This is a genomic window from Edaphobacter lichenicola, assembly GCF_014201315.1.
Classification (GTDB): domain Bacteria; phylum Acidobacteriota; class Terriglobia; order Terriglobales; family Acidobacteriaceae; genus Edaphobacter; species Edaphobacter lichenicola_B.
Genome location: NZ_JACHDY010000001.1, coordinates 521,913 through 537,688 on the forward strand (window position 1 = coordinate 521,913; position 15,776 = coordinate 537,688).

Here is a 15,776-nt window from a genome sequence, read left to right on the forward strand (position 1 = left end):
GGGGATTCAGGGGGTCAATAGATTCTTGGGGGACCAGGGCCGACGAGAGTCGCGAGGGAAGATCACTTACGCGACGGGCCGATTTTACGCCGGGTGCCAAGAGGGGTCAATGCAATACTCGGTAAAGATCGAATGAACATCGTCTGTCTTGTGCGAACTACGTTTCAGAGGTCAACGACCGTTCGTTGAACAACTTGCCACCTTGGCATGCTTATCGCTGCCTGATCTCAGTGGCGATAACAGGTCGTAAGTTGGACCATGAGTGGTGCCCGAGCATAAAGATTCGTAAATCGCCACTCTTCGCAAGAACGCGAAGGGTTGAAATTCCCGTTGAAACCCGTGAGCTTTGGCAGTAGGCTCCTTGGCAACAGGAGGATGCCCTCATGCAAATCGATCGTCGAGCCTTCCTTGCGACCCTCGGAACGGCCGCCGCTATCAAAGCCATGCACTCCGAGGCGCTCGCCGAGGCACTTGAACACCACATGATAGAAAACCTCGACGCGGAGACCACCAAGGACGAGCTAAAGGTTCGTCTCGGCACGGGACTATTGTTCGGCGGGCCCCTGCCGAGTGGCAAGGCACCGGCGGTGCTGACGAAGCTGGAGCCGATGCCGGAGAAGCCGACATTGGTCGATTTCTTTAAGTACCGGTTCGCGCCAGCGACCGCGAAGCATGTCTTGCAGAGCGCGACTGATGCTATGAAAAAAGGCGAGAGAGAGGAATTGATCCTCGCCTGCCTTCTTCATGATGTTGTGCTCAACCTGATCAAGGTTGATCACGGGTGGTGGGGTGCGCAGATGATGGAGCCCTACGTCTCGGAGAAGATCAGTTGGGGCATCCGCTATCACCAAGCCTTACGCTTCTACCCGGATCCGTCGGTCGGCTATGAGTACCCAGAGATGTACAACCAGATCTTCGGCAAGGACTATGTGCCGCCCCCCTACATCAAGCAAGCCTACGAGTATGCCCGCAACCACAAGTCATACATGGACGCGCGCATGATCACTGTGCACGACCTCTACGCTTTCGATCCGGCAATGAAGGTGTCGATAGATCCGTTCATCGACATCATCGGTCGTCACTTCAAACAACCGAAGGAAGGGCTCGGGTACGACAATAGCCCCGTCGCGCACATGTGGCGGACACTCATCTTTCCGGACACCCCGCTCTAAGTCGCCCGATTTTTTTGGGGTGGGGCAGCCGGCCTTAGCTCGTTCTGGATCTGCGGTGCCGGAGTATGGTGATTGCTCCGAGGATTCCGGTTGCCATCAGGGCGAAGGAGGAGGGTTCGGGAACGGTTGAGTTGGTGAGAGGTTCGATGGTGAGGGTGCCGGGGTAAGGTGGGAGAAATGGGATGTCGGTTTCGTACAGGCCGTCGAAGGTTCCGGTGAGAAAGGTGGGAGCGTCAACGGGACCGGTGAAGAGAAGCGGTAACAAGATCTGGGTGAAGGCCCTGCTTGGGGGAATAGGGCCAGACTGGTAAAAGGCGTACCCGACTAACATTTCGGTGGGCGATAGCTGGATGAAATGGACGAGGAGGTTTTCGGAGCCGGACTGGCCGAGAGCGGTGATGCAGTAGTCCGGGGGGCATGAGCCCAAAAAGCCGCCCAGGTAGGGTTGAGGGGAGGCGGGAAGGTCGATGGTGATGATGCCTGTGAAGCCGTCGGAGATGTGGGGGAAGTTGAAGGCGAGCTGGTCGATGGTGTCGGCGTGAGCGGTTAGGGGGATGGACAAGGCAGAGGCAAGGAGGGCAAGGGCGAAGAGAGTTTTGCGCATGAGTGGATCCCTTCTCGAAATTTGAGTGGGATAAGGGTGCGCCTTGGTCTGGGGGGCGTCAAGTGAATTTGCGGGGCGGAGGGAGCGGTTCGAGGTTCGCTCGAATGCCCACTCATGCGATGAAGCTGCATGAATGGGGCACCCGGCTTCGATTTTTAGCTATTTTTCTGGGGGGCTTCGGCTTGGGCGATTTCGTCGAGGATGGCTTGGGCGGCGGCGGCGGGGTTTGGGGCCTGAGTGATGGGGCGGCCTACGACGAGCATGGAGGCTCCTGCGGCGATGGCCTGGGCGGGGGTGGCGATGCGCTTCTGGTCCCCGATGGCGGTGCCTGCGGGGCGGATTCCGGGGATTACGAGGAGGGTGTCGGGGCCGGTGGCTGTGCGGACGGCGGCTACCTCTTCGGCGGAGCAGACGAAGCCGTCTATGCCGGATTGGGTGGCGAGCCTGGCGAGGCGAAGGACCTGGTCTGCGGGGGAGGCGGTGATGCCTGTGCCTGCGAGTTGTGCGGCGTCCATGCTGGTGAGGACGGTGACGGCGAGGAGTCGGGGGGAGCCGGGGGCGCGAGCGGCTTCGGCTGCTGCGGCCATCATGGCGGCTCCTCCGCTGGCGTGGAGGGTGAGGAGGCCGGCTCCGGCTTGTGTGGCGGAGCGGACGGCACCGGCTACGGTGTTGGGGATGTCGTGGAGTTTGAGGTCGAGGAAGACGTCGAAGCCGCGGTCGCGGAGTTCGCGGACGACGGTAGTGCCGGCGGCGTAGTAGAGCTCCATGCCGACCTTGAACCATTGGCAGGTGTGGCCGAGAGTGTCGACTAGTTTAAGGGCTTGCTGGGCGTCGGGGTAGTCGAGGGCTACTGCCAGGCGAGCTTTTGGGTCGGGCATGAGGTTAGTTTAACTTCTTGCGGCGACAGATGGGTGGAGAAAAGCTGAGTGCGGCGCTTGGTGCGTGGGTTTGATTGGCGAAGAGGTTCGCGCTGGGTGTTCGAAGGCCCACATCTCAGCGTCGAGATTTGCGGCTAGAAGGAGCGGTTCGAGCTTTGCTCGAATGCCCACTCATGCGATGAAGCTGCATGAATGGGGCACCCGCAGACGGCCTACATCTCAAAGGTCGAGATGTGGGCACTCGTTGATACTGTAGAGTGGCCGTTGCTCAGTGGCCTCCGTCGTCGGCTAACAACTTACGCACGACGCCGTGGATAGCCTGTGGTCCGAAGTGCGAGGTTGCAGGCCCCGTGAAGACCATCGTCATGTTCGAGTATGGGACCTCCGCTCCTCCAGTGATGCAAACCTGTAGCATCGTTGCAGGCGGTTTGGGCTCGAAGAGGGCGTTGCTTCCATTCCCCGTGATCAGGTTTACCGTGCTGGTGATCTGAAAGCCTCTAGTGGTGGCAGGGCTGAAGGTGGGGCAGCCAATCATGTTCCAGATGACCCTGACGTTGGTCAACCGGATGTGGTGCGTGTGAGCGTTCTGTCCGCCCGCGGTCGCATCTGGTGTACCTGCTGTGATCGCATAGTCGGACATTGTCATGTCTGCTGCGAAGTCGGCGAAGTCGGATTCACCGTGAATGTCGAATGCCCATTGACCATGCATCTCCCAAGGGCCGCCTTTGACCGTTGAGGGGGAGTAATCGTTGATTAAGCCTTTGAAGTGCAGCTGCTCGCGCTCCTGGGCCCAAGTGCAGGTAGCTGAAACCAGCACAAAGAGGGAGAGCATGCGCACCGCCGAAGTGAGGGTTTTGATTTTCATGAAGGATCTCCAGTTTGGAATTGACGCCTGAGTCACCGAAAATTCGTAGAACGCCCAAAGAGCGAACTGCCTGGGAATCGATGAAAGTGAGCCAAAACTTCAGCGACTTCGCGCCTGATTGGTGACACCATCGAGTACGCTGCACTGTTGGGTCAAGCAGCAAGACGCGGAACGGCTACATGCCGTCAAATGCCGTCTTTTGCGGTGCCGGCTGACAGGATTACAATTAGCTCGCCTCCCTGCGATAACGTTTCTCGCTGCGATACGCTGAATTGCTCTGGAGATCTCTATGGGTGAGCCGTCGTATGAAATCCCGCCAGTAGAGAAGCCAGCGGAAAAGCGCCTCGATTCGTGGAAGGAGATCGCGACCTATCTGAATCGCGATGTGACGACGGTTCAGCGCTGGGAGAAGCGAGAGGGGATGCCGGTTCATCGGCATGTGCATGACAAGCGCGGCTCCGTCTATGCTCTAAGCGAAGAACTCGACGGGTGGATTCTGAGTCGAAGCCGGCGTGCGGACGAGTCTGACAAAGAGCCTGAGGAGGAGATACCCCAGGCAGAGGCGAACGGTGATGACGCGATGCCGGTGTGGAGAGGCCGCCACTGGGTTGCTTTGGCTGTCGTCCTTTGCCTGTTCCTGTCGGCTGCTGCGTGGCTCGTGCTCCGGCATCGCGCGACGGTTAAGGTTGAGCCGAAAGATACGCCTGAGTCCAGGATTCGTTCGCTGGCTGTGCTGCCTCTGCGGAATCTGTCAGGGGATACTGCGCAGGATTACCTGGCCGACGGTATCACCGAAGCTCTCACTGGACGCCTGTCAAACATCCACGATCTGCATGTGACCTCTCACACGTCCGTGATTCGCTTCAGAGATCCGCAGCTTTCTACCCCGGAGATCGCGAAGGCACTTGGTGTGGACGCTGTTGTCGAAGGCTCTGTCATAAAAGAAGGGGATCGTATTCGCGTTACGGCCCAGCTGATTCGCGGCTCTACCGACGAGCACTTCTGGTCAGAGACCTATGACCGCGAGATGCGAGACGTGCTTCCTCTTGAGAGCGAATTAGCGCGATCCATTGCGGAAAAAGTGGAGGTAACGGTGAGCGGGGAGGAGCACAGCCGGCTCATCTCTGCACGACCTGTTGCGCCTGAGGTGTATGAGAGCTATTTGAAAGGGAGATTTGTCTTAGAACAGGGAAACATAACCGGCGTTGAGCAAAGCATTCGTGATTTCGAGGACGCTCTAAAGAGGGATTCGAGCTTTGCCCCAGCTTACCTGGGACTTGCCAAGGCCTACACCAGGCTTGGAACAGTCTTTGCCGGAGCCCCTCCGGAGACGACGCGGCCAAAGGTGAAGAGCTTCGCCCGACGTGCCCTAGCACTAGACCCTGCTCTCGTTGAAGCTCACGTATTGTTGGCAAATGTCCTGCAGGAGGAGTGGCACTGGACCGAAGCCGAGACCGAGTACAAACGCGCTCTCGAGTTGAACCCTAACGACGCCGAAGCCCACGCGGAGTTTGCTTTGTGGCTGCTATGCCAGGGACGTACGAACGAAGCGGCGGCCTGGATAGAGCAGGCCCGGGCATTGGATCCGGTTGGGGTCTCTGGTGGTAGCATATCGTGGATTGCTTTCCAGTCACACCGGTACGAGGATGCCATTCGCGAGTCGCGCAGCGCGTTGGCCGTTCAGCCAGAGAATGCGAACAATCTTCTGGGCCTGGGATTTGCGCTGATCGCCAACAATCAGCCGGGAGACGCAATTCCAGTGTTGGAAAAGGCACACACTCTCTCACCGGGGAGTCCTGCTGTCATGGGCGTGCTGATCAGAGCGTACGCTCATGCGGGGCGGCGCAGCGATGCGGTCCGGCTCCTCGAGGAACTTAAACAGCGCAAGAAGAACGGCTACGTTCCCGCGGGTGCTTTCGTGAACGCCTATCTCGGCCTCGGAGATAACGAACAGGCCTTCTACTGGCTCGAACAAGCGTACAGGGAACAATCGAATATCCTGCAGTTCCTCAAAACCCATCCATATTTTGACCCGATTCGAGGGGACCCCAGGTTCGCTGAGTTGGTTCGTCGGGTGGGGCTTGGCTAAGTCCACTCGATAAGGCGAATAAAGGAGTAATAGAACCGATCTGCCTTCGTGGCTGGGGTTCTCGTCTTTAGTTTTGATTTTGTCGATAATAGAGGTCTATGTCGAAACGTGAATTTCAAACTGAAGTTAGTCAGCTGCTGCAACTGATCATCCACTCGCTTTACTCTCACCCTGAGATCTTTCTTCGTGAACTGGTGTCGAACTCGTCCGATGCGTTGGATAAGCTTCGCCATCTGACGCTGACGGACGAGGCTTATAAGGCGCTGCCGTTCAATCCGCGGATCGACCTGGACCTGGACGAGGAGAAGAAGACTCTTACGATCAGTGATACCGGCATCGGGATGAATGAGGAGGATCTGACTTCGAACCTGGGTACGATTGCGCGGTCGGGTACGAAGAACTTTCTGTCGCAGCTTTCGGGAGATGCGAAGAAGGATTCGAATCTGATCGGGCAGTTCGGCGTTGGGTTCTACAGCGTGTTCATGGTGGCGGATAAGGTCGAGGTTGTGTCGCGCAAGGCTGGGGAGGAGCAGGCGTGGCGGTGGGTGAGCGACGGCAAGACTGGATTTGATGTTGAGCCTGCCGAGCGTGACGTTGCCGGGACTACGCTGGTAATTCACTTCAATGACGAGGGTGCCCAGTACGCGAATAGCTGGCGGCTGCAGGAGATTGTTAAGAAGTACTCGAACCACATTGCGTTTCCTATCTTTCTCACCTACGACAAGAGTGAGTGGAATGAGGCGGAGAAGAAGTCGGATAAGGTTCGCACAACGGAGCAGGTGAATGCGGCGAGTGCATTGTGGCGGCGACCGAAGAGCGAGTTGACGGATGAGGACTACAAGGAGCTTTATAAGTCGGTGTCGGGCGGGTGGGATGATCCTCTGTTCTGGTTCCATACAAAGGCAGAGGGGAGCCTGGAGTACACAACGCTGTTTTATATTCCTGCGAAGGCTCCGCTTGATTTGTATAACGCGGAGTACAAGGTCGGGGTGAAGCTTTATGTGAAGCGCGTCTTCATCATGGATGATGCGAAGGAGCTTCTGCCGCAGTACCTGCGATTTGTGCGTGGAATTATCGACAGCGAAGATCTTCCGCTGAATGTGAGCCGCGAGATTTTGCAGCAGAATAAAATGCTGACGACGATTCGCACGGCCAGCGTGAAGAAGATTCTCTCTGAGCTGAAGAACATTGCAGCGAATCAGCCGGAGGAGTATCTGAAGTTTATTGCGGAGTACAACCGTCCGTTGAAGGAGGGGCTGTACGGGGACTATGCGAATCGCGAGACGCTGCTGGAGCTGGTGCGGTTCAAGTCGACCAAGGTGGAGGGGCTGACGAGTCTTGCGGAGGTGAAATCGCGGATGAAGGAAGACCAGAAGAGCATCTACTACATTACGGGTGGGGCGGAGTCGCTGCTGCGGACCTCGCCGCTGCTGGAGATTTATAAGAAGAAGGACGTTGAAGTTCTGATTCTTGATGATGACTTCGATGAGGTGATCTTCTCCGGCGTCGAGAAGTATGGCGAGATCGACATGAAGGCGGTGAATAAATCTTCTACCAGCGAGGATCTGAAGAGCGAGGATGAGGCGGATAAGAGCGAGAGCCTGAAGCCGCTGATCGAGATGCTGAAGAAGACGCTGGGGGATCGGGTGAAGGATGTGCGGGCCTCGGTGCGGCTTGCGGATAGTCCTTCGTGCATTGTGTCGGACGAGGAGGAGCCGTCGCTGAAGATGCAGCAGATGATGCGGGCGATGGGGCAGAAGGATCTTCCTGCGCTGAAGCCTACGCTGGAGATCAATCCGGATCATGAGATTGTGAAGAAGCTGCTGGCGCGGTCGGATGATTCGGTGGCGCAGGATGCGGCGTGGCTGCTGTTTGATCAGGCTCTGCTGATGGAGGGTGTGACGATTCAGGATCCTGCGGCGTTTGTGCAGCGGCTTAATCGCGTTTTGAATCTTTCTGTCTAGAGGCTCTCGTAGCGGCTGTGGGGTGTGCAGCCGCTGCGCCATTGCGTTTTTGGCGAAGCGCGGGAGTGATGGACGGGGCGTTTTATTGCATTGGGGATTGACTGGCTTGGGTGAGGATTTTTTTTTGCCTTAGGTCTTGAGAAGGGCTAGGGTCTCTTTACTGTGTTTTTAGAACTGGAGGGTTGATGCTGTCTCGCAGGACTCTTTTCAGCTTGCTGGTTTTGTTTGCGTTCTCCATCTCTTATGCGGCAGTTCCGCAGGCTCCACAGACGCGTCCGGCGCCTGGGGGTGGACAGTCGGGAGGCGAGAAGCCCGGGGGAGGGAACCCAGGTGGAGGTGGAGGCAATACGCGTCCGCCGGGTGGAGGAAATCCTGGTGGAGGACGGCCTCCGGGGGGTGGAAACACACGTCCGCCCGGGGGAGGGAATCCTGGAGGGGGAAATAATAATCGTCCTCCGCCGCGGCCTACTCCGAGTCGTCCACCGCCTCGGCCGAATCCGAGTCGACCGCGGCCTCCGAGTGGGCGACCGCCGCAGTGGGGACGTCCGCCGCAACAGCGTCCGTCGTATAGCTTCAGGAGAAACGACTGGGGATACCTGCACAACTACTACAGGCGGAATCTTGGGTACATCAACATCGCAACGCGGCCTCGGTTTGTGATTGGCGGATTCTTTCCGTACGCTTACATTCCTTACATCACGGCGCTGCCTCCGAATGTGTATGGGTATCTGCCGCCACCACCGCCGGGGTACAACATGGGCTACTACGATGGATATGTTGTGGTGTATGACCCGCTGACTTACTTCATCGCAAACGTAGTCGATCTGTTGCAGGAGCAGTAGAGGTGTGGCGGGCCGGAGTCTCGGGATGCTCCGGCCCGCTGCGGTATGGAGTGGCGTTGCATCGAATGACCTTCTTGCATCGAACGACTATAGGGGACATCTGTTTAAAGTATGAAGAAGAAGAATCCGAGCGCGGAGGTGACCTTGTCGGAGGATCAGTTTCAGGCGATCGCTCGTGCCCTGAGTGATCCGCGCCGGGTTGCCATTCTGCAGCAGGTGGGGGCCTGCGAGGGGATGGAGTGCAGCGCGCTGCGGGAGCATGAGTCGATCAGTCCGGCGACGGTGTCCCACCATATGAAGGAGTTGAGCGAGGCGGGGTTGCTTGAGATAAAACGCGTTGGCCGAGGCGCGAATCTCTCTCTGTGCCGGCGGGTGCTCGATGCTTACGTCAGACGGCTTTCCTCTATTTAGATTTTTGGTAAATGACGAATCGGGTTGGACCTTCTCCGCATCTATTTGATAGCGACACTGTTCGATAGATATCGAAATAAGGAGATTTGAGATGGGAAAGCTTGCAGGGAAGATAGCGGTTGTAACTGGCGCGTCGAAGGGTATTGGCGCTGAGATTGCGAAGGAGTTGGCGGCGCAGGGCGCGTCTGTCGTGGTGAACTACGCGTCGAGCAAAGAGGGCGCCGATAAGGTCGTCGCAGAGATTGTGAAGGCCGGTGGAAAGGCGATTGCCGTGGGCGGCAGCGTGGCGAAGGCTGCGGAGATTGACGCGCTCTTTGCTGCGACGAAGAAGGCTTATGGCAGGGTCGATATTCTGGTGAACAATGCCGGGGTGTATGAGTTCGCTCCGCTGGAGGGGATTACGGAGGAGTCGATCGACCGGATGCTGGGCATCAATGTGAAGGGATTGTTGCTCGCGACCAGGGCTGGTGTGGCTCTGTTTCCGGCAGAGGGCGGCAGCGTGATCAATATTGGATCGGTTGCGAGTGACCAGACGCCACCGATGTCGGCGACGTACAGCGGCACGAAGGGCGCGGTGGATGCGATTACGCGCGTGTTTGCGAAGGAGCTGGGGCCGAAGAAGATTCGGGTGAACTCGGTAAACCCCGGGCCCGTGGTAACGGAGGGCTTCAAGTCGGCTGGGGTTGAGGGAAGCGATTTTGAAAAGCAGATGCTGCAGAGCACGCCGCTCGGCCGTATCGGACAGCCGAATGATGTGTCCACCGTGGTTGCATTCCTGGCTTCGGACGATGCCAAGTGGGTGACCGGTTCGCTGCTGCAGGTTGCGGGTGGGATGCGGTAAGAGAGTTGCTGAAGGTGGGCGCTTCGGGCTTCGAAATGAAGCTCGGAGCGCTTTTTTTTGTTTGCAGGTGGGGGCCCTGCACTGAGCACCTAACTAAGTTGAAGAGACGATCCTAACGGTGGCCCTCTTGTTCGCCCAATTCTTCGGCGCGTCTTGCGATTCTCTTGAGCACTTCTACCATCTGTCGCTGCTCCTCGAGTGAGACATCCTGAAAGGCACGTTTAACGAGAGCGGTGTGTTGGCGATCGTGCAGGAGCACATCTCAATGCCCCCGCAGGCCGCCCGGTAGTGAGCACCAGATAAGAGTGAGGCAAGCAAAATGGGCGCTGGGCTTGCGCTCCCCGACAAGCAGCCAGCCGATGACCTTAGTTGGGATGATCTTCTCGTCGCGAGACCGGCAGATCATCCCGATATTGGCCGACGGAACTCAGATTCACCTGTACGCATGTGGAAATCACGTTGGTTAGATTCACAAAAACGTAATTTGAAGACAAGGAGGAGAAGATGTCTACGAAATCAAACACGGCAGCGATTCCGGCCGACGACCTGCGACGGAATCAGGAGGGCACGGCAAGATGAAAACTCCAATAAAGAACACACGAGGGGCACGTAGCGTTGGTCACCGGCGCCGGCCAAGGCATCGGCCACGCGATCGCACTGGCATTGGCAGAACGAGGCGCGCGGGTGATTGCGACCGATCTCAAACCGCCGCACGAAACCGCAAGGAAGATTGGCCTGACGGCAACCTCGCTTCAACTTGATGTGACTCAGGAAGCGGATTGGCGTTCGGCATACGTCAAGAGCCTGGAGGTTGGCGAGGTGGATATCGTCGTGAACAACGCGGGTTATTTCCCGAACCGCCTTATCGAGGAACTCGATCTGCCGACGTGGCGAAGGACGATGGCTACTAATCTCGACTCGCACTTCCTGAGCGCGAAGTACTTCTTACCCGCGATGAGAAAGAAGAAGTGGGGCCGCTTTGTCGGCATATCGTCAAACATGGTCGGCTTAGCGATACCCGGTATGAGCCACTACATCGCTTCAAAGATGGGAATCATCGGGTTCATGAGAGGTTTGGCGAACGACGTTGCAAACGACGGCATTACCGCGAACGCGGTCTTGCCCGGTCTGATCAATACTCTGGCAACTGCGCCTCAATCGGATGAGCAAAAGCGCGCCACCTGGGAACAGCAGGCCATCAAGCGTATGGGGGAGCCGGAGGACGTCTCAGGTGCGATTTTGTTTTTGACAAGCGATGATGCTGCCGGGCAGGCAATTGTGGTTGATGGTGGTCAGTACCGCATCGGCTAAGCTCTGCCTCCGGCGTATGAAAACGGAACTGGTATTCACGTGTACGTATGTGGAGATCACGTTGATCAGGTTTACACAACGCAATCCGTAATTTCAAAACGTAATTTCTAAACAAGGAGGAGAAGATGTCTACGATATCCAACACGGTAGCGATTCCGGCCGACGACACGCGGCGGAATCTGGTGGTTCGAAACCCGGATAACAGCGGTGCCCAGCATCTCGGGGTCGTGGGCGACACCTACACGATCCTGCTGTCTGGAGCAGATACTGCAGGTCGATTCACTCTGATCGATATGCATGTTCCTCCCGGAGGCGGGCCTCCCCCGCATCGGCATGATTTCGAGGAGAGCTTTACTCTTCTCGACGGGGAACTCGAGGCGACCTTCCGAGGGGAGAAGCGGACGGTGCGCGCTGGAGAGACGATTCACATTCCAGCGAACGCTCCTCACCAGTTTCATAATGCCTCGTCGAAGCCGGTGAGGATGCTCTGCATCTGCTCGCCGGCAGGCCAGGAGGAGTTCTTCAAAGAGTTGGGAGCAGTGGTTGCGACGCGTACCACACCGCCTCCCAGGCTCGATGCAGCACAGGAAGCGGCGTTCCTCAAGAAGGCAATTGAACTGGCTCCGAAGTACCGAACCGAACTGCTCAGAGAAGCGAAGTAGGGCCGACTCAAGGCGTAGCACCGGCTTGATAGTTGACCGGTGCTCGCCTGGCATCGTTCTATGCGAGGGAGAGAATGTAACAGCCTTTGGGATCTCTCAGGGAACGTAGACGAGGAACTCCGGCATGTCCGGAAGGCCTTCCATGAACGTCCCCTTTTTCTTTCCCTCGGGGGAAAAGCGCAGCACCCGCTGCTTCTTTCGCTCGGCGACGTAGAGATCGCCGTCGGGCCCGATGGCAAAGCCGGAGGGGGTATCGAGTTTTCCGTCGATTACCACGCGCGCCTTGAGCTTGCCGCTCGGCGGTGTGGAGGTCAGGTCCAGCGCGAGGATGCTGCCGGTGCCCGCGGCGCCGATGTAGAGCGTCTCGCCGAGCAGGAGCAGGTGCACGGGCGCCTTGAGCGCGTGCTCGGTGATGTGGGCCATCAACTCGCCGGACTCCACCAGAAAGACCTTCACGGCGTCGCCGGCTTCGTCCGCCACATACAGATGCTTGCGGTGCACGACGATGCCGCGCACCGAGCGCCGTGGTTTGCCTTGCTCGTCGAGCACGACGCTAAGGCCGAGAGGCGATGGCACATCGAGCGGCGTGCGGTCACCGTACCCGGGCAGCCTTCCCTGGCTGGACGCGACGAGCGTGCCGGGGAGGAACTTCCCGTCGGGATAGCGCATGCGCAGGTGCTCGGCCACGGGTGCGGGCTGGCGGGTCTGGGGCACAAGCGACACTACGGTGTTGGTGTCCTGACAGGAGATGTAGATGCGACCATCGTCGCCCAGATCCACGTCGAAGGGGTGCACCATCGCTGCAACCTGCTCGGTCTTCGCCAGCACCTCCTCGAAGCGGAAGGAGTCGCCGTGCCGGTGGTAGCGTGCGATGTGGCTATCCTTGCGCCACGCGTTCGCGATGTAGAGGTCGTCGCCCACCAAGGCGAAGCCGCGCGCAATGTGCAGCGGCTCGGCGGCATAGGGATCGAGGAGCAGGGGATGTATCTTGCGCGGGGAGCCGTCGTCCTCGAAGACGTCGATGTTGTTGACACCGTGCTTCGATTCACCCCGATAGCTGATCCACCACACGGTTCTGTCCTCCCGAACGCGATCGCTGCATCGTCAGAACCGGCGCGCGATACCGTGCGGCTCTTCAGCCAACAGGCAAGCTGCGGTGACAATTACGACCCGCGCAATTGGACCGGGCATGGGGCATTATAAGCCGGGTGGAAGGCGCGCTTCCTTTATGCTGGAGGGAAGCGAATGATGCAGACCGTTTTGACGATTGCTGGATTCGACCCCTCGTCGGGTGCGGGTGTGACCGCCGACCTGATGGTGTTTGCGGCGCATGGGCTGTTTGGGACCTCGTGCGTTACGGGGCTGACGGTGCAGTCGACGCTGGGGGTGCGGGACAGCTTGCCGGTGCCGGTGGAGATGGTGCGGGCTACACTTGCTTGTCTCGAGAGCGATCTGCCGGCGGCGGGGATCAAGATTGGAATGCTGGGAACGGCGGCGAATGTGGTCGCGGTGGCGGAGTTTCTTGAGGGGCTGCGCGGGCGTGGGTGGCGGGTTCCGGTGGTGCTGGATCCGGTGATCCGGTCAAGCTCGGGAAGGGAACTGCTGGATGCGGAAGGGGTGGGGGCGCTGCGGGATAGGCTGCTGCCGCTGGTGGATTGGGTGACGCCGAATCTTGACGAGCTGGGGGTTTTGGCGGGGCGGATCGTGATGCAGCGGGGGGATATGCCGAAGGCGGCGCGGGATCTGCAGGCGATGGGAACGGGGCTGAATGTGGTGGCGACGGGTGGGCATCTGATGCCGCCGGACGATCTGCTGCTGCGCGTGGGCGGGGAGATGGATTGGCTGCCGGGGGAGCAGATTGTGAGCCGGTCGACGCATGGGACGGGGTGTGCGTTTTCGAGCGCGCTGCTGAGCAGGGTGGTGCTGGGGGATGCTCCGCTGGCTGCGGCGAGGATGGCGAAGCGGTATGTGGCGGAGGCGATTCGGACGGCGGAGCCGAGGGGCGCGGGGCTGGGGCCGGTGAATCCGCTGTGGCCTCTGCGGGAGGAGTAGTTGGTTTCGACGGATGTGCTGAATCGGGAAAAGAGGGGGCGGCCGGTGTGCGGGAGGGGAACAAGGCACGGTTAGGGTGCAGAAACTACATCGATTGGGTCATTGCGGAGCTGTGGCTGGACTGTTCCGATAGCGCTGAGGGTTATACGTTGAGTTGTCTGAGTCGGGATATTCCGGATAATGCCGCGGTGAGGTTCGCCGATAGGGATTAGGACGGAGGATTCAGGTCCATGTCCACAGTTGCTTTTCCCGGGGTCTTTCGACCCGAACTCGTAAACCGGAGCGCCTCGAGCGTTCCAACTCTTTCGCCGGGCAACCCCCCGCCGAAGAACGCAGACCTGACGATTCACAGGATCAGCCAGACGCACCACGGACGCACGCTGCTGACGCTGGGCCATGCGGCTGAGTACCTGGCAAACTCTCGGCGTTATTCGATCGAGGCATTCGACAACAAATCAGACGATGAGGCAATCCATATCCTGCTGGGGCTGAGCCGCAGTGTGTTTGAAGACTTTGCCGAACCTAAGACATTGACTCGCGGGTTGTGGAACTGGATGGTTGAGCGGGTGGTGCGGGTGCTGAGTTAGCCCGCGATGCTGCTAGGCTGAATGGGTATGGCACTTACGGTGATCTTGAATGGCCAGTCCCGCAGCTTTGACGCACTTGAGGAAGCTGCCAACCTTGAACAACTCGTCGTGGAGCTGGGATTGAAGGGCGACCGTGTGGCGATCGAACACAATGGGGAGATCGCTCCTCGCTCGCAGTGGGCCCAGACGGTTTTGCACGGAGGGGACCGGCTCGAGGTGGTTCACTTTGTCGGGGGCGGAGTTTGACGAGGCGTTTCGTTCGGTGCCTCTTTCGCTATCAGATGCTTTAGAAGAGACTCCCAGCGGTCGCCGTAGTCGTCCCAGCCTCCGAGAAGCTGGACGCGACGAAGGGCGGCCTCGCTCATCTGCGATTGGAGGGCGGGGTCGTCGGCGAGTTGCTGCATGCGCTCGGTGAGGGCGGCTGCGTCGCGAACCGGGACTACGAAGCCTTCTACGCCGTTGGTGAAGAGGTCTTCGCCGCCCGTGTTTGTCGAGCAGAGAACCGGGCAGCCACAGGCGAGGGCTTGACCCTGGACCAGTGCCAGACCCTCTTCGATGCTGGGGAGGACCATGACGTGGCTGGTGCTCATGAGGGCTGCGAGCTGTTCCTGCGGAAGTGGGCCGAGGAACTCGACCTGCTGTTGAGGGAGGCGGTCGAGGACGGTCTTCATATCGGGATGGATGGACCCGGCGAGGCGCAGGCGCTTTGCGGGATGACGCAGCTGGGCGAAGGCCTCGAGCAGGTAGGGAACTCCCTTGCGTAGGGTGACGGAGCCGGCAAAGAGCACCTCGAAACGATCGGCGGGAGGCTCGCCCGTGCGGGTGAAGCTTTCAAGGCGAACGCCATAGGGGATGACGTGGAGCTTTTCGGCGGGGACGCCCATTTCTACGAAGGAGCGGGCGGCGAAGCTAGAGGGGACGGTGATGGCGTCCGAGATATTGTAGATTTTTTCTTCGCGGAGGATGTCGCGGATGTCGGTAACGGGACGGGTTACATTCCAGCGCTGGTACTCGTCCGAGACGATTGTCTCCTGGTAGCGCTGGTGCGAGGAGCCGCGGTCGCAGATGAGGCGGCCTCCACGAGACTGGATCTCGCGGCCGGTTTTTAGGCTGGAGCCGGAGATGGCGATGAGGGCGTCTGGGGTTGCGGCGGCGCGGGTGCGGCGGAGGGTCCACTCATCGAAGGAGAGCGCGTTGGCATAACTTATTTGATCCATTAGGTATGGATGGTGAATGCCAAAGCGTTGCATGAGGATTTCGGGGGTGTGAACCCAGGGGAAGGTCTCGACGACTTCGTAGGGGAGGCCTTCGCGCTTAAGGCGGGTCCAGGGCCAGGTGGAGTAGATGCGCTGGAGATGGCCTCGGCGGTGAAGTTGGCGGGCGAGTTCAAAGTGATGAAAGACACCGAAGACCGTCTGAACGATTCGCATAGCGCCCGTTGGGCGATTGACCTCGGTTCATCGTAACAAAGGTCTTTAGATTATTTGATTCGTGGTGT

At 58.8% G+C, this 15,776-nt stretch carries 16 protein-coding genes; 11 read left to right on the top strand and 5 right to left on the bottom strand.

Translation table 11 applies throughout. From position 1 onward, the window contains the following. The first annotated feature begins 383 nt into the window (after nt 1–383). Nucleotides 384–1,172 carry a hypothetical protein gene (locus HDF09_RS02190; protein ID WP_183760805.1) on the top strand — a complete coding sequence of 263 codons (789 nt, stop codon included), beginning with the start codon at nt 384–386 and terminating at the stop codon, nt 1,170–1,172. Nucleotides 1,173–1,206: 34 nt separating this feature from the next. Here the strand turns inward: HDF09_RS02190 and HDF09_RS02195 are convergent, their stop codons facing one another. From HDF09_RS02195 to HDF09_RS02205, 3 genes are all read right to left on the bottom strand, one after another. Continuing rightward, nucleotides 1,207–1,776 (bottom strand): PEP-CTERM sorting domain-containing protein, encoded by a 570-nt coding sequence (locus HDF09_RS02195; RefSeq protein WP_183760807.1) that lies wholly within the window; start codon nt 1,774–1,776, stop codon nt 1,207–1,209. Nucleotides 1,777–1,931: 155 nt separating this feature from the next. Then, a complete protein-coding gene (gene pyrF, locus HDF09_RS02200; protein ID WP_183760809.1) occupies nt 1,932–2,654 on the bottom strand; it encodes an orotidine-5'-phosphate decarboxylase in 723 nt (240 codons plus the stop codon). Nucleotides 2,655–2,922: 268 nt separating this feature from the next. Continuing rightward, on the bottom strand, nt 2,923–3,519 hold the full coding sequence (locus tag HDF09_RS02205; protein WP_183760811.1) for a hypothetical protein: 597 nt from the start codon (nt 3,517–3,519) through the stop codon (nt 2,923–2,925). A gap of 289 nt (nt 3,520–3,808) precedes the next feature. Here HDF09_RS02205 and HDF09_RS02210 point away from each other — a divergent pair, with 289 nt between their 5' ends. The 7 genes from HDF09_RS02210 to HDF09_RS02240 all read left to right on the top strand — a co-directional run bounded on the left by HDF09_RS02210 (nt 3,809) and on the right by HDF09_RS02240 (nt 11,639). Next, nucleotides 3,809–5,608 carry a tetratricopeptide repeat protein gene (locus HDF09_RS02210; protein ID WP_183760813.1) on the top strand — a complete coding sequence of 600 codons (1,800 nt, stop codon included), beginning with the start codon at nt 3,809–3,811 and terminating at the stop codon, nt 5,606–5,608. 98 nt (nt 5,609–5,706) lie between these two features. Beyond that, nucleotides 5,707–7,572: a molecular chaperone HtpG gene (gene htpG, locus HDF09_RS02215; protein WP_183760815.1), complete on the top strand. Its 1,866-nt coding sequence runs from the start codon at nt 5,707–5,709 to the stop codon at nt 7,570–7,572. Nucleotides 7,573–7,757: 185 nt separating this feature from the next. Then, nucleotides 7,758–8,414, top strand: coding sequence for a hypothetical protein (locus HDF09_RS02220; RefSeq protein WP_183760819.1), 657 nt, complete (start codon nt 7,758–7,760; stop codon nt 8,412–8,414). Nucleotides 8,415–8,525: 111 nt separating this feature from the next. Continuing rightward, nucleotides 8,526–8,825, top strand: coding sequence for a winged helix-turn-helix domain-containing protein (locus HDF09_RS02225; RefSeq protein ID WP_183760822.1), 300 nt, complete (start codon nt 8,526–8,528; stop codon nt 8,823–8,825). Nucleotides 8,826–8,916: 91 nt separating this feature from the next. Beyond that, nucleotides 8,917–9,666, top strand: a complete 750-nt coding sequence (locus HDF09_RS02230) for an SDR family NAD(P)-dependent oxidoreductase (RefSeq protein WP_183760825.1) — start codon at nt 8,917–8,919, stop codon at nt 9,664–9,666. A gap of 615 nt (nt 9,667–10,281) precedes the next feature. Further along, nucleotides 10,282–10,977 carry an SDR family NAD(P)-dependent oxidoreductase gene (locus HDF09_RS02235; RefSeq protein ID WP_183760828.1) on the top strand — a complete coding sequence of 232 codons (696 nt, stop codon included), beginning with the start codon at nt 10,282–10,284 and terminating at the stop codon, nt 10,975–10,977. Between the two features lie 125 nt (nt 10,978–11,102). Further along, entirely contained in the window at nt 11,103–11,639 is a 537-nt protein-coding gene (locus tag HDF09_RS02240) for a cupin domain-containing protein (protein ID WP_183760832.1), read from the top strand. A 96-nt stretch (nt 11,640–11,735) separates the two neighbouring features. Here HDF09_RS02240 and HDF09_RS21055 read toward each other — a convergent pair whose 3' ends face one another. After that, entirely contained in the window at nt 11,736–12,710 is a 975-nt protein-coding gene (locus HDF09_RS21055; RefSeq protein ID WP_183760835.1) for an NHL repeat-containing protein, read from the bottom strand. A 174-nt stretch (nt 12,711–12,884) separates the two neighbouring features. On the opposite strand from HDF09_RS21055, the gene thiD reads away from it, so the two are divergent. The 3 genes from thiD to thiS all read left to right on the top strand — a co-directional run bounded on the left by thiD (nt 12,885) and on the right by thiS (nt 14,524). Continuing rightward, nucleotides 12,885–13,691 carry a bifunctional hydroxymethylpyrimidine kinase/phosphomethylpyrimidine kinase gene (gene thiD / locus HDF09_RS02250; protein ID WP_260180874.1) on the top strand — a complete coding sequence of 269 codons (807 nt, stop codon included), beginning with the start codon at nt 12,885–12,887 and terminating at the stop codon, nt 13,689–13,691. Between the two features lie 230 nt (nt 13,692–13,921). After that, nucleotides 13,922–14,278, top strand: coding sequence for a hypothetical protein (locus HDF09_RS02255; protein WP_183760838.1), 357 nt, complete (start codon nt 13,922–13,924; stop codon nt 14,276–14,278). 27 nt (nt 14,279–14,305) lie between these two features. Then, nucleotides 14,306–14,524, top strand: a complete 219-nt coding sequence (thiS, locus tag HDF09_RS02260; RefSeq protein WP_183760841.1) for a sulfur carrier protein ThiS — start codon at nt 14,306–14,308, stop codon at nt 14,522–14,524. On the opposite strand, the gene HDF09_RS02265 is transcribed toward thiS, so the two are convergent. Further along, on the bottom strand, nt 14,500–15,708 hold the full coding sequence (locus tag HDF09_RS02265; protein WP_183760844.1) for a glycosyltransferase family 4 protein: 1,209 nt from the start codon (nt 15,706–15,708) through the stop codon (nt 14,500–14,502). The genes thiS and HDF09_RS02265 overlap by 25 nt on opposite strands. Between the last annotated feature and the right edge of the window lie 68 nt (nt 15,709–15,776).